Raw genomic sequence first — 13092 nt, 5'->3', positions numbered from 1 at the left:
GTCAGATGATGCGCGGGTCGGAGATGACCCCGCCGGACACCAGCGCCACGTACAGGTCCGCCACCACCAGCGAGCCCAGCGTGATCAGGGCGTACTGGCCGTGCCGCTCGTTGAGCTTGGACACCAGCGTCCAGGCGCGGTAGCGCAGCGGGTGCTTGGAGAAGTTCTTCAGCCGCCCGCCCACGATGTGCCGGCAGGAATGGCACGAGAGGGTGTAACCCCACAGCAGGATCACGTTGCCCAGCAGGATCAGCGAGCCCAGCCCCATCCGGAAGTCGCCGTTGGAGTCGGTGAAGGCCAGCAGCGCGTCATAGGTGTTGATGATGGAGATGATGACCGCCGCCGCCCAGAAGTAGCGGTGCAGGTTCTGCGCGACCAGCGGGAAGCGCCGCTCCCCGGTGTACTTCTTGTGCGGCTCGCGCACCGCGCAGGCCGCCGGGGACCGCCAGTAACTGCGGTAGTAGGCCTTGCGGTAGTAGTAGCAGGTCAGGCGGAACAGCAGCAGGAACGGCAGGGAGACCGCCGCGAACGGGATGAAGAACGGCAGCTCGGGAAGGAAGGTGCCGAAGTGCGCCGAGCCCGGTACGCACTCGGTGCTGACACAGGGTGAGTAGAAGGGGGTCAGATAGTTGTACTCATCGACCCAGTAGTACTTGCCCATCATCGCCCGGACGGTCGCATACGCCACCCAGGTGGTGAAGAGCACCACGATGAAGATCGGATAGCTACGCCAGTTGTCGGTCCGGAGCGTGCGCGCCGAGATCTGCGCACGCTTCTTGGCCGGCGCCTCCACAGTGCTCATCGATAGCACCCCAGTTTTCAGGTCTTCGCTCGTACGGGATCGGTCCGCACGTCCAAGGCCGTGTCGCACCACGGCTACATGCAGTGCACCCGCTGCTGGTTAGGCGACCATATGCCACCAGCCTGACCTTGTGATACATACAACAGCCAGGCCAATCATGTGACCCTGGCCACAAGGTGTGGCATGGTACCCCCGGATACTGGCGTCATGCCAGACGCCTATGGACCCGATCACTTATCTCTATGTTCGAACGGCCCCGCGGGCCCTTCTCGCGGGGCGATGCGGACACGTGGATGTGGCGTCCCCGGGCGCGTCACGCCCCGCCGCGGGGGAACCGTTCTAGAGTCGGCCTTGCCGCCCTGCCGGCGCCCCCCGTAGGCACGTTCGTTCATGGAGAGCCAGGCGATGAGCAACCCCTCCGGCCCTTACGGTCCCGGCCCCGCCCCCGGCCCCGGGGCGAGCGGCGGCACCGGTCCCTTCCCCCCTCCGCAGCCGGGTGCCCGGCCGTCCCACGGACCGGGGCCGGCCGCTCCCCCGCCCGGCGCCTGGGAGAGACGGCCGGCGCCCCCCGAAAAGGGCGTGATCGGGGCGCTGCTGGACACCCGCTTCAACCACCTGGTGACCCCGAAGCTGATCAGGCTGTGGTACATCGTCGCCCTGCTGCTGATCAGCCTGCAGTGCCTGGTCTTCTTCTTCCTGGGACTGTGGATGGCCACCTGGGACGACGGCTGGGCCTGGGGGGTCATAATGATCATCGCTTGCCCGCTGGTGTGGCTGTTTGAGGCGCTGCTGGTGCGGATCGCGATGGAGGCGATGGTGGTCCGTTTCAAGGGCGTGGAGCACCTTCGGGTCATCAGGGACAAGATCTGAACCGGCGCGTTAGGCTCACCTGAGTGAACCCCTCCCACCATCGCCGGCTCCCCGTTCCGGCGCGTGCGCCGGTACGGCGAGACGCCGTCCGCCCGCTCCGGGCCGGGCGCGGCGGGCCCGCGGAACGGGAGCCGGTCACGGCGGCACCAACGGAGCGGTAAGTGGCCGAGTTCGAGGACTTCCCGCACCGGACCCGGCGAGACCCGGCGGTGACCCACCGGGACCCGCACGTCCCCCAAGCGCGCTCCGATCCCTCGGCCACCCGCCGGGACGCCCCGCAGCCCGCCGCCGATCCGCTGATCCGGCTGCCGGGGCCGCTGGCCGGGCGCTTCACCGTGGTGGGAGAGCTGCCCGTCCAAGGCGCCGAATCGGACCTGCTGCTGGTGCGGGACGCAGCGGGCCGCCGGTACGTGGTCAAGGTGTTCCGGCGGGGATACTCCGCCGACCGCGAGGTGTGGGCCAAGCTGCCGGAGCTCACCTCCCCGCACGTGGTGCAGATCCTGGAGACCGGGCACGCCGACGGCCGCGACTACGAGCTGAGCGAGTACGCCCCCGGCGGCAACCTGCGCACCATGCTGGATGCGCGGCCGGGTGAGGCGCTGCCGCCGCAGACCGTCGCCGCGATCGTGGCGCAGCTGGCCGCCGGCCTGCAGGCGCTGCACCGGGCGGGCATCGTGCACCGCGACCTCAAACCCGAGAACGTCCTGGTGACCGCCTCCGACCCGCTGCAGGTGGCGATCGCCGACTTCGGGCTCAGCAAGGTGCTGGACCAAAGCGTGGTGTTCGCCTCCTCGTCCCGGACGCTGGCCTACGCCGCCCCCGAGTCGCTGTCGGGGCAGGTCTCCCCGGCGCGGGACTGGTGGTCGCTGGGCATGATCGTGCGGGAGCTGGCCACCGGGCGGCCGCCGTTCGCCGGGCTGAGCGAGACCGTGGTGGTCGACCACCTGGCCACCCGGCCGATCGACAACTCCGACGTGGCCGACCCGCGGCTGCGGCTGCTGTGCCAGGGGCTGCTGACCCGCGACCCCCGCCACCGCTGGGGCGCCGAGCAGGTCACCGCGTGGCTGGCGGGGCAGTCCCCGCCGGTGGCCGCCGAGCCGCGCTCCTTCGCGCAGCCCGACGGCTCCGGCCTGCCGTTCGCCGGACGGCGCTTCACCGACCGGGCCGAGCTGGCCCGCGCCCTGGTGGAGCGGTGGGAGGACGCGGCCCGCTACTTCTTCGCCCGCGGCGAGCACGGAGAGGCCTGGCGGGCGCTGCGGGAGTGGCTGGGGCGCTTCCCCGACGACAGCCGCATCGAGCTGATCGACGCCTACCTGGCGACCGGGCTGCCGCCGGACGTCAAAGTGCTGCATCTGGTGCGCTGGCTGGACCCGACGCTGCCGCCGCACTACCTGGGCCGCCGGGTGAGCGCCGCGGACCTGCCCCGCCTGGCCGCGCTGGCGGGCGATGCCCGCCACCCCGACCACCGCGCCGCCTGTCTGATCGGCCGGGCGCTGTGGGAGCACCGGCTGCTGCCCGAGCTGGCCAAGTTCCAGGGCGCCGCCGAGCTGCGGGCGATCGACGACCGGTGGCGGGCGCACGTCGCCGAGTGGAACCGGCTGGTCCGCCCGCAACGCCACGGCCAGGTCCCGGCGCAGCCCCGCCCTCCGATCGCACAGGTGCGCCTGCCACAGGCAGGTCTGGCCGGTCCCGAGGCGGACGCGCCGGCCGACGACCCTCCGGTGGTGCTGCTGACCCTGCTGGCGCTGGCCGCCGCCCCCGAGCAGACCACGGCGTCGCTGGCCGACGCCGCCGCCCGCGCCCGCGCCGCCGCCGGCGGTGCGGTCCCGTGGTTCGAGCGGCTGGCGGAGTGGGCCGGGGCGGCGGATCCCCGCGGCGGCGATCCGCTGCGGCTGCTGGGGCCGCCCCCGAGGCCGCCATGGCCGCCCAGGCCGCCGACCAGGAGCGCCGGCTGGCCGAACGCCGGCTGGCCGAACGCACCCGGCACTGGGAGGAGCTGGAACGGCGGCGGCTGGCCGGCCGCGGCCCGGCGGTGGCCCGCGCCGTGGGGTGGACCCTGCCGATCCTGGCCGTGTGGCTGTTCGGCAGCTGGCTGGTGAACGCACTGACCGGCTCAGAAGAAGTCCACGGACCGCAGAATCCGGGAGTCCAGCAAGGGATCGCAGGAGTGCCGTTCGGGCTGCTGGTGGCGGTCTCGATAGTGGCCTGGGCCGTCCAATGCGGCGCGGAGGTGCTGCTGGCCCGCGCGCAGGGCCGCGACTACCTGCCCTATGGACCCTGGTCGTGGCTGTCGAAGGTGCTCGGCGCATCCGGCCGCGGGCTGTCGAGAGCCTCGCAGGTCATGTCGGCCTCGGCACGGCGTACCGGACGGCGGGGCTGCGGGCTGCTGCTGCTCGCCGGGACCATTCCGCTGCTGATCATCTTGTTGCTGCTGAGCATGGTGACGGCGATGGCCGGCCTGCTGTGGCTGCTGGTGCCGGTGGCGGCGGCGGCCGCGCACCTGGTCGCGGCCGGGTTGCGGCTGCACCGCTGGAAGGCCGAACACGAGCGCGCCCGGCAGGCGTCCCTGGGGGCGCCCGCCGGCAGCCCTGGAGGAACGGTATGAGTAGCGGGGTCGAGGCCGATATCGCGCTGGACGCGGCGGTCGTCCTCAGCCTGGGGATGACCCGGGCGGCGGGCAAGGCCGCCGGGCTGACCGCGGCGGGGGCGCAGGCGCTGGCGGCGCTGGCCCGGGGCCGGGCCGAAGAGCGGGCCGCGGCGCTGGCCGAGGCCGAGCGGCAGGACCGCGCCATCCGGGAGGTGATCGACCGCAACGCCCGGATCGCGGTGCTGGCCGAGGCGCAGCGCGAGGCCGGGATCCAGGTGCCGCTGCCGGCGCCGCTGCCGCCCGGCGACCGATCCGCCGAGGAGCTGACCGCCTGGTGCGCCGCCACCGACCGGGCGCTGGCCGAGGCGGAGCGGCGGATCAGCGAACAACGCGCCGCCCAGGCGGCGGGGCGGGTGTTCGGCGTCCCGGCCGAAGGGCTGCGCCCGGAGCTGGAGGCGCCGCAGCCCGCCGGCGACCGGGAGGCCGACACGCGGCGCCGGGCCCACACCCTGGCCCGGGTGCTGGCCCGGCTGGCCCCGGACGTGTCCGCCGCGGAGCGGGGCCCGGTGCTCGAGGTGGCCGAGCAACTGGCCGCGGCGGCCACCGACGGGGAGGCCGAGGCGTTGCTGGCCGAGGTGCGGCTGCGGGTGCAGCGGGCCAACGAGCAGGCCGCCGCGCGCCGCGCGGCCGAGCGGCGCCGCGCCGCCGAGCGGGAGGCCGCCGAGCAGGCCGAGGCCGAGCGGCGGTATGTGCTGCAGGCCGTGACCGCCGCGTTCGAGGAGATGGGGTACCGGGTGGAGGCGGGCTTTGAGACGATGACCGCCCACGACGGCACCCTGATCCTCAGCCGCGGCGGCTGGAGCGACCACAGCGTGAAGATGCGGGTGGAGGACGCCCGCACGATCAGGGCCGCGATGGTCCGCACCCGGCCGCCCGAGAGCGAGGAGGACCGGCGCCGGGACGCCGAACGGGAGCGGGAGTGGTGCCAGGCGTTCGAGCAGGCCCGCGCCAGGCTGGCCGCCGCCGGGATCGGCTCCACCGTGACCTGGCGGACCGAGCCGGGAGAGCACGAACTGCCGGTGGTCTCCCGGGCACGGCAGACTAGAGCCCGGACGAGGCAACGAGCCCGAGAGCGCGGGCGGGAACGCGGAGGATCATGACGGAGTCGCCAACGCTGGGGGGACGGCTGCAGGGCTGGCCGGCGTTCATCCGGGAACTGGACGCCACACTGTCGGTGCACTCCCAGTACGTGCTGTCGGGGAACCTGTACGACAGCTTCCTGGCCCCGCCGCCGCCCGAAGGTGGACCGGCCCGCCTGCTGCCGCTGCGCGATCTGCTGTGGGAGGCGCTGCGCTCCAGCGGCTACTCCTGCCTGGTGATCTACGACCCGGTGGACGGGCTGCTGGTGTACCCCGACACCGAGGACGAGATCGGGGCGGAGGCGGCCGCGGCGGCCGAGCGGCTGGTGGGCAAGCTCAAGCCGGACGAGCGGCCCTCGCTGGAGGCGCTGACCCGGCACCTGGCCGCGGTGGCCCGGCCGGTGGAGAAGATCCGCGCCGCGTTCGTGATCGACTCCGCGTCGCGGATCGCGCGCACCCCCACCGACCTGGAGCCGGCCGAGCGGGACTTCTTCCGTTACTGCGAGAAGCTCTCGCGCACCGCCCGCCCGGTGCGGGTGGCCGGGCCGCGGCCCAAGCCGCTGTACAACCCGGTGATCTGGCTGGTGGAGCGGCCCGGTGACCTGCCGCCGTGGCTGACGGCCGGCAACGACAACATCCGGGAGATCACCATTCCGCGGCCGCACCTGGGCGACCGGCAGGAGACCGCCCGGCTGCTGGCCCGGGCGTTCGGGGTGCGGGACGTGTCGGCGGACCCGGCGGCGGCCGAGGCCTGCGACGCCTTCGCCGAGCAGGCCGACGGGCTGACGCTGCAGTCGATGATCGAGGTCACCCGGCTGGCCCGCGAACGCAACGTGGACCTGGCGGACCTGCCGGACGCGGTGCGCACCTACAAGCTGGGGGTGCTGGACAACCCCTGGAGCCGGGGCCATTTGCGCAAGCGGGTGCTGGAGGGCGAGAGCAAGGTCCCCGAACGGGTGGTGGGCCAGCCGCAGGCGGTCACCAAGACGCTGGACATCCTCAAGCGGGCGGTGCTGGGGCTGTCGGGCGCCCAGGCCACTCGGTCCGGCAGCCGGCCGCGCGGGGTGCTGTTCTTCGCCGGGCCGACCGGGGTCGGCAAGACCGAGCTGGCCAAGGCGATCACCGAGCTGATCTTCGGGGACGAGTCGGCCTACCTGCGCTTCGACATGAGCGAGTTCTCCTCCGACCACGCCGGGGAGCGGCTGATCGGGGCGCCGCCCGGCTATGTGGGGCACGAGGCCGGCGGGGAGCTGACCAACGCCATCCGCGAGGACCCGTTCCGGGTGATCCTGTTCGATGAGATCGAAAAGGCCCACCCGCGGATCCTGGACAAGTTCCTGCAGATCCTGGAGGACGGCCGGCTGACCGACGGGCGCGGCAACACCGTGCACTTTTCCGAATCGATCCTGATCTTCACCTCGAACCTGGGGATGTACGTGGACTCCCCCGGGGCGGCCGGCGCCACCCGGGTGGACGGCGCCCTCACCCCCGGCCGGCGGGTGCAGAACATCCACCCGGGCATGTCCTATGACGAGATCGAGGCCAGGATCAAAGGGGCCATCTCCGACCACTTCACCACGGTGCTGAACCGCCCGGAACTGCTGAACCGGTTCGGCGACAACATCGTGGTGTTCAACTTCATCTCCCCCGAGGCCGCCGACCGGATCTTCGATCTGCAGCTGGCCAACATCTGCCGCCGGGTCACCGAGGAGCACCGGCTGGACCTGACCATCAAGGGCGAGGTCCGCAAGACGCTGCGCGAATGGTGCACCAGTGAGCTGGACAAGGGCGGCCGGGGCATCGGCATGGCGCTGGAGTCACACTTCGTCAACCCGCTGGCGCGCGCCCTGTTCGACCGGGACCTGACGCGGGAGGACCGGATCACCGTGACCGGCATCCGGCGCGTCGGCAGCATCGTCCAATTGGATCTGGCGTGAGCGGCCCTTCGCTGCTGCTGGCCAAGGCGCACTACCCGGTCACCACGCTGGGCCCGGGAACGCGGGCGGGCATCTGGACGCAGGGCTGCACGCTGCGCTGCCCCGGCTGCCTGTCGCGGGACACCTGGGAGCCCGACCCCCGCAAAGCGGTGCCGGTGGAGGCGGTGCTGGGGTGGCTGGAGTCGCTGCCCGCCCTGCCGGACGGGGTGACGATCTCCGGTGGCGAGCCGTTCCAGCAGCCGCGGGCGCTGGCGGCGCTGCTGCGCGGAATCCACGCCTGGCGGGGAAACCGGCCGGTGGACATACTCGTCTACAGCGGGTACGTCTACTCCCGGCTCTCCCGTTCGGCCACGACCCGCGACATTCTGGATTTGTGCGACGCTGTCATCACGGGGCCGTACATAGACCGACTCAATCCCGTGAGACCGGAAGGGGGACACCCCGGCCAGGGCTCTCTACTCTGGAAGGGGTCGGCGAATCAACGCATCGTGCCACTGACCGCCCTGGGTCGTGAGCGATACGGATCGCCGGCCCGCGGCCAGGGGTCCGAGGACGCCGCCTCCTGCGCGGAGGCACGGCCCCGGGTGCAGGTTTCCGTCGACGAAGGGCCGGAGGGAAGGCGGGTGTACTACATCGGGATCCCGCGACGAGGTGATCTTGATCACCTCACATCGATGTTGGAACAGGCCGGAATACGAGCGGGGGAGGTGTCCTGGCGGCCATGAGCGAACTCACCTGTCCCATCTGCGATGAGCCGTTCCAGCCCGGTGATGTGCTGTGCATGTCCTGCGGGGCGAACCTGGCCCGGGTGGGCGGGGTGCGCCGGCACTCGACGGCCGGCGAGCAGCAGCCCGCGCCGCAGCCCGGCTACGGCCCGCAGCCGTCCCACCAGGCCCCTCCCCAGCCGCAGTACGGTCAGCACCAGCAGCCGCCCGGCCTGCCCGGCCAGGAGATGTGGGGGCCTTCGCCCCAGCCCGGCCGGCCCGAGCCGCCCGCCGAGAACTGGCGCTCCCCCCAGCAGCCCGCCCACGACTGGGGTCAGGGGACGTCGGCGCAGGGCCAGGGGCCGGGCGGCGACTGGCCGCCGGCGCAGCACTCGCCGCAGCACCCGCCGCAGAGCCAGGATTGGGGCGCCCCGGCACTGGGCCAGGGCGGGCCGTCCGCCGGCCAGGACTGGGCGCCCGCCCAGGGCGGCAGGCCGGGGCACGGCGCCGACTGGCCGCCCGCCCAGGGCGGCGGTCCCGCCTGGCCGTCCGACCAGGGAGCCCAGGGCACGGCGGGAGGCGGCCAGAACTGGTCACCCGCCCAGCACCAGGCGCCCCCGCCGCACCAGCAGCCCCCCTACCCGGGCGTGCCGCACGGACCGGCCGACCACCAGACGCCGCCCCCTCAGCACGGCGGCCGGTCGTTCACCCCGCCGCCGCACGGCCGGGAGGCGACGCTGCTGCCGCCGGACGAGAGCGCCGGGCAGCGCGGTCCGGCCTCCGACAGCACGGCGTTCATGTGCCCGCACTGTGAGGCGGTGCTGAGCAACCCGGCGGCCGTCCAGTGCGACAACTGCCTGCGCCCGATCCGCCAGCGCACCCCGGTGCTGCGGGTGATCTTCCCCTCGGGTGAGGTGAAGGTGTCGGTGGGGCAGCATCTGGTGCTCGGCCGGGACGCCGGGCAGTCCCCGGTGGCCTCCACGTTCATCCAGTACGACAACGTCTCGCGCCGGCACTCGACGCTGTGGCTGGACCCCAGCGGCGCCGCCTGGGTCCGCGACGAGGGCTCCACCAACGGGACCTTCGTCAACGGCGAGCGGCTGCCGCGCGGGGTGGAGGCGCCGCTGCACGACGGCGACCAGCTCCGCCTGGCGGCCGACGTCACCGGAACCGTGCAGCTGACCTGACCGTCTGAACCGGCGATCGGTTTGTCACCGACGGCCAACATTCCGGTCAGCATTCGTCTTCACAACGGAATATCGAGGTGTGGATCCGGTATGGTCGTGCGTCGCCCGCCCCCGCACACATGATCTGGATCACACGGATCGACCAGGAGCAGTCAGGAGTTCACTGAATGGGTACCCCCTACGGACCGGGACAGCCCGGCGGCTGGCAGCCCCAGCAGCCCTACCCCCAGCCCGCCGGATACCAGCCGCCGGCAGGCCCTCGCTACGACAACGACAAGGGCTTCTTCGGATCGCTGTTCGACTTCAGCTTCGACAACTTCGTGGCGCCGAAGCTGATCAAGTTCCTTTACGTGCTGATCCTGGTCCTGACCTCGGTGGCCTCCGTCTTCTGGGTGGTCAGCGGCTTCGCCATGATGGCCGACGGCAGCAGCGGCGCCGCGGTCGGCGGGCTGTTCCTGATCATCCTCTCGCCGGTCATCTGGTTCTTCTCGGTCATGGTCGCCAGGGTCTACCTGGAGATGCTGATCGTCATGTTCAAGATCAGCGAGGATCTCAAGGACATCCGCGACAGCCGCACCCTGCAGTAGCCCTGCGGCGTCCCGCCGCAGGCGGCCGGTGACGGCGGAAGACTTCGCAGTCTCGGGCGGTGCGGCCCGGAGGAACGGAAAAACCCGCTCCACGCTCGGCGTGGAGCGGGTTTCGCCGTTCACCGGCCCCGCGGGTGGGGTCAGCCCGAGCGCTTGGCCCGGGCGCGGATGCGCTCGCGCTCCTTGGCGTCCAGCACCGCCTTGCGGATGCGGATCGCGCCGGGGGTCACCTCCACGCACTCGTCCTCGCGGATGAACTCCAGCGCCTCCTCCAGCGACAGCACCCGCGGCGGGGTCAGTCGCTCCAGCTCCTCCCCGGTGGAAGAGCGCATGTTGGTGAGCTTCTTCTCCTTGGTGATGTTGACGTCCATGTCGTCGGCGCGGGAGTTCTCCCCGACGACCATGCCCTCATACACCTCGGTGCCCGGGCCGACGAAGAAGGTGCCGCGGTCCTGCAGGTTCAGCAGGGCGAACGCGGTGGCGACCCCGGCCCGGTCGGCCACCAGCGAACCGGACGGCCGGGTGCGCAGCTCGCCGAACCACGGCTCATAGCCTTCGAACACGTGGTGGGCGATGCCGGTGCCGCGGGTCTCGGTCAGGAACTCGGTGCGGAACCCGATGAGGCCGCGGGCCGGGACCAGGAACTCCATCCGCACCCAGCCGGTGCCGTGGTTGGTCATCTGCTCCATGCGGCCCTTGCGGACCGCCAGCAGCTGGGTGACCGCGCCCAGGTACTCTTCGGGGACGTCCACGGTCAGCCGCTCGACCGGCTCGCACTTCCTGCCGTCGATCTCGCGGGTGACCACCTGGGGCTTGCCGACGGTCAGCTCATAGCCCTCCCGGCGCATGTTCTCCACCAGCACCGCCAGCGCCAGCTCGCCGCGGCCCTGCACCTCCCAGGCGTCCGGCCGCCCGGTGGGCAGCACCCGGATCGAGACGTTGCCCACCAGTTCGCGTTCCAGCCGCTCCTTGACCAGGCGGGCGGTGACCTTGGTGCCCTTCTCCCGGCCCACCATCGGGCTGGTGTTGGTGCCGATCACCATCGAGATGGCCGGCTCGTCCACGGTGATCAGCGGCAGCGGGCGGGGGTCGTCGGGGTCGGCCAGCGTCTCCCCGATCATGATGTCCGGGATGCCGGCGATGGCCACGATGTCGCCGGGGCCGGCCTCGTCGGCGGGCTTGCGCTCCAGCGCCTCGGTCATCAGCAGCTCGGTGATCTTGACCTTCTCGATGCCGCCGTCCCGGCGGCACCAGGCGACCTGCTGGCCCTTCTTCAGGGTGCCCGAGTGGATCCGGCACAGCGCGATCCGGCCCAGGTAGCTGGAGGCGTCCAGGTTGGTGACATGGGCCCGCAGCGGCATGTCGGGGTCGTAGGTGGGCGCCGGGATGGTCTCCAGGATCGTCTGGAACAGCGGCTCCAGGTCGGGGTTGTCGGGCAGCTCGCCGTTGCCGGGCTTGTTCAACGAGGCCCGCCCGGCCCGCCCGGAGGCGTACACGATCGGGAAGTCGATCTGCTCCTCGGTGGCCTCCAGGTCCATGAACAGCTCATAGACCTCATCGACCACCTCGTCGATCCGCGCGTCCGGCCGGTCGGTCTTGTTGATCACGCAGATCACCGGCAGGTCGGCGGCCAGCGCCTTGCGCAGCACGAAGCGGGTCTGCGGCAGCGGCCCCTCGCTGGCGTCCACCAGCAGCACCACCCCGTCCACCATGGACAGCCCGCGTTCCACCTCGCCGCCGAAGTCGGCGTGGCCGGGAGTGTCGATGATGTTGATCGTCATCCCGTTCCGGCGGATGGCGGTGTTCTTGGCCAGGATCGTGATGCCCTTCTCCCGCTCCAGGTCATCGGAGTCCAGGACGCGCTCGTCCACGTCCTGGTTGTCGCGGAAGGCCCCGGACTGCCAGAGCATCGCGTCGACCAAGGTGGTCTTGCCGTGATCGACATGAGCAACGATCGCGACGTTGCGAAGGTCGTCGCGGGTGGAAAGGGGCATGCGTTCTCGCCTCGGATCTGGGTGTCGGAGCCGCCGCAGACGGGCGCGGCAGGCTCGATTCTACGGGCCGTCACAGACGGCTCCCACCGCGGAAAGCACGAAGGGGATGAGTGCGGGACGACCCCGCCCCGTGCCCGCCTCTGTCCGCCAGAAGGCCAACACCCGGCCGTCCACCGCGTATTCCGGCGAGGATTCACAGCCGTGGCGCCATGGGGTGGCCTCCCCGGCGGTGCGCCGTCAGCGCAGGTGGTCGTGCAGAAGATCGATGACGGGCAGGTCCCCCGGCAGCCAGGAGACCTCGTAAAGCTCCGACGGGCCGAGCCAGCGCAGCGCCAGGTGCTCCAGGGCCCGCGGCTCCCCCTCGACGATCTCGGCGGTCCACACCCGCAGCACATCGTCCCCGCCGCCCAGCGGCCAGTCGCCGCCGATCCGCGCGCCCGGCCGGACTTTGACGCCCAGCTCCTCATAGCACTCGCGGATCAGCGCATCGGTCTCCGACTCTCCCGCGTCGACCTTGCCGCCCGGCAGTTCCCAGCCGCCCGCCAGGTGCGCCGGCTCGGCCCGCTGGGCGGCCAGCAGCCGGCCCGCCCGGATGATCGCTGCCCCGACCACGACGACGATGAGAACCACCCCGCTTCGCCCGGCCCGCGCCGATCGCGGACGCGTGCCCATCATCGCGCGACCGGACCGTCGCCGTCTCGCATGAATCGACGCCCCGCCCCGTCAGGGCTCCCTTCGATCTCGGCGAGGGGGTCATCGGAGCCGCGGCCGGAACGGTCAATGCCCGGGAAAGGCCAGCCGGGTCAGCGCCACCAGCAGCGCGGCGCGGTCCGGGACGCCGGCGAAATAGGCGTCGTCGGTGCCGCGGACGACCTCGATCGCGCGCTCGGCCAGCCCGCGTCCCTCGTCGGTGATGGTCAGCACCCGTTTGCGGGCGTCGCTGGGGTCCACCGCGCGCCGCAGCAGCCCTTTGCCCTCCAGCACCCGCACCACCTGGCTGGTCATCATCACGTCGGTGCCGGCCCGGTCGGCCAGTTCCCGCTGGCTGGGGCAGCGCCCCTGGGCGTCGAACCGCCACAGGCCCTCCAGCAGGACGAACTGCACATGGGTCAGGCCCAAGGGCCTGAGCGCCGAGGTGACCTCGCGCTGCCAGCGCAAGGCGGCCCGCCACAGCAGAAACCCCGGGCCGATCCCCGTGCCACCGTGAATCCGTGCACCCACTGTCGCCCTCCGCCTTCTGCCTTGCGGCCTGTTCAGGCAGCCTGCCCGCCCCGGTGCGCGGGAA

The 13092-nt window shown here is 72.1% G+C and carries 11 protein-coding genes; 7 read left to right on the top strand and 4 right to left on the bottom strand.

From position 1 onward, the window contains the following. Nucleotide 1: 1 nt before the first annotated feature. Nucleotides 2-802, bottom strand: coding sequence for a succinate dehydrogenase subunit SdhC (gene sdhC, locus BUE48_RS05525; RefSeq protein ID WP_012851484.1), 801 nt, complete (start codon nucleotides 800-802; stop codon nucleotides 2-4). 405 nt (nucleotides 803-1207) lie between these two features. On the opposite strand from sdhC, the gene BUE48_RS05520 reads away from it, so the two are divergent. The 7 genes from BUE48_RS05520 to BUE48_RS05490 all read left to right on the top strand — a co-directional run bounded on the left by BUE48_RS05520 (nucleotide 1208) and on the right by BUE48_RS05490 (nucleotide 9813). Then, nucleotides 1208-1672, top strand: coding sequence for a DUF4282 domain-containing protein (locus BUE48_RS05520; protein ID WP_012851483.1), 465 nt, complete (start codon nucleotides 1208-1210; stop codon nucleotides 1670-1672). Nucleotides 1673-1833: 161 nt separating this feature from the next. Beyond that, nucleotides 1834-3771: a serine/threonine-protein kinase gene (locus tag BUE48_RS05515; protein WP_286989140.1), complete on the top strand. Its 1938-nt coding sequence runs from the start codon at nucleotides 1834-1836 to the stop codon at nucleotides 3769-3771. A 502-nt stretch (nucleotides 3772-4273) separates the two neighbouring features. Further along, complete coding sequence (locus tag BUE48_RS05510; protein ID WP_286989139.1) at nucleotides 4274-5419, top strand: response regulator receiver protein; 1146 nt, start codon at nucleotides 4274-4276, stop codon at nucleotides 5417-5419. Continuing rightward, the gene (locus BUE48_RS05505; RefSeq protein WP_012851480.1) at nucleotides 5416-7335 is read left to right on the top strand and encodes an AAA family ATPase; all 1920 of its coding nucleotides are present in this window, start codon (nucleotides 5416-5418) and stop codon (nucleotides 7333-7335) included. The genes BUE48_RS05510 and BUE48_RS05505 overlap by 4 nt, the downstream gene beginning before the upstream one ends. After that, nucleotides 7332-8060 (top strand): 4Fe-4S single cluster domain-containing protein, encoded by a 729-nt coding sequence (locus tag BUE48_RS05500; RefSeq protein ID WP_012851479.1) that lies wholly within the window; start codon nucleotides 7332-7334, stop codon nucleotides 8058-8060. Before BUE48_RS05505 ends, BUE48_RS05500 begins: the two co-directional genes overlap by 4 nt. Further along, nucleotides 8057-9226, top strand: coding sequence for an FHA domain-containing protein (locus tag BUE48_RS05495; protein ID WP_012851478.1), 1170 nt, complete (start codon nucleotides 8057-8059; stop codon nucleotides 9224-9226). Before BUE48_RS05500 ends, BUE48_RS05495 begins: the two co-directional genes overlap by 4 nt. A gap of 167 nt (nucleotides 9227-9393) precedes the next feature. Continuing rightward, nucleotides 9394-9813 carry a DUF4282 domain-containing protein gene (locus BUE48_RS05490; RefSeq protein WP_012851477.1) on the top strand — a complete coding sequence of 140 codons (420 nt, stop codon included), beginning with the start codon at nucleotides 9394-9396 and terminating at the stop codon, nucleotides 9811-9813. A gap of 140 nt (nucleotides 9814-9953) precedes the next feature. Here the strand turns inward: BUE48_RS05490 and typA are convergent, their stop codons facing one another. From typA to BUE48_RS05475, 3 genes are all read right to left on the bottom strand, one after another. Continuing rightward, on the bottom strand, nucleotides 9954-11807 hold the full coding sequence (gene typA, locus BUE48_RS05485) for a translational GTPase TypA (protein ID WP_012851476.1): 1854 nt from the start codon (nucleotides 11805-11807) through the stop codon (nucleotides 9954-9956). A gap of 237 nt (nucleotides 11808-12044) precedes the next feature. Beyond that, nucleotides 12045-12482 (bottom strand): (deoxy)nucleoside triphosphate pyrophosphohydrolase, encoded by a 438-nt coding sequence (locus BUE48_RS05480; RefSeq protein WP_012851475.1) that lies wholly within the window; start codon nucleotides 12480-12482, stop codon nucleotides 12045-12047. Nucleotides 12483-12584: 102 nt separating this feature from the next. Then, nucleotides 12585-13028, bottom strand: a complete 444-nt coding sequence (locus BUE48_RS05475; protein WP_012851474.1) for a MarR family winged helix-turn-helix transcriptional regulator — start codon at nucleotides 13026-13028, stop codon at nucleotides 12585-12587. Between the last annotated feature and the right edge of the window lie 64 nt (nucleotides 13029-13092).

Origin of the sequence: Thermomonospora sp. CIF 1, assembly GCF_001896795.1 — a bacterium.
GTDB lineage: Bacteria > Actinomycetota > Actinomycetes > Streptosporangiales > Streptosporangiaceae > Thermomonospora > Thermomonospora curvata.
This window is presented reverse-complemented; position numbering and strand designations above follow the sequence as displayed.

Coding starts and splice junctions, on each gene's coding strand:
- BUE48_RS05505 (WP_012851480.1), top strand. CDS start 5,416: ATGACGGAGTCGCCAACGCTGGGGGGACGGCTGCAGGGCTGGCCGGCG.
- BUE48_RS05480 (WP_012851475.1), bottom strand. CDS start 12,482: ATGATGGGCACGCGTCCGCGATCGGCGCGGGCCGGGCGAAGCGGGGTG.
- BUE48_RS05495 (WP_012851478.1), top strand. CDS start 8,057: ATGAGCGAACTCACCTGTCCCATCTGCGATGAGCCGTTCCAGCCCGGT.
- typA (WP_012851476.1), bottom strand. CDS start 11,807: ATGCCCCTTTCCACCCGCGACGACCTTCGCAACGTCGCGATCGTTGCT.
- BUE48_RS05510 (WP_286989139.1), top strand. CDS start 4,274: ATGAGTAGCGGGGTCGAGGCCGATATCGCGCTGGACGCGGCGGTCGTC.
- sdhC (WP_012851484.1), bottom strand. CDS start 802: ATGAGCACTGTGGAGGCGCCGGCCAAGAAGCGTGCGCAGATCTCGGCG.
- BUE48_RS05520 (WP_012851483.1), top strand. CDS start 1,208: ATGAGCAACCCCTCCGGCCCTTACGGTCCCGGCCCCGCCCCCGGCCCC.
- BUE48_RS05490 (WP_012851477.1), top strand. CDS start 9,394: ATGGGTACCCCCTACGGACCGGGACAGCCCGGCGGCTGGCAGCCCCAG.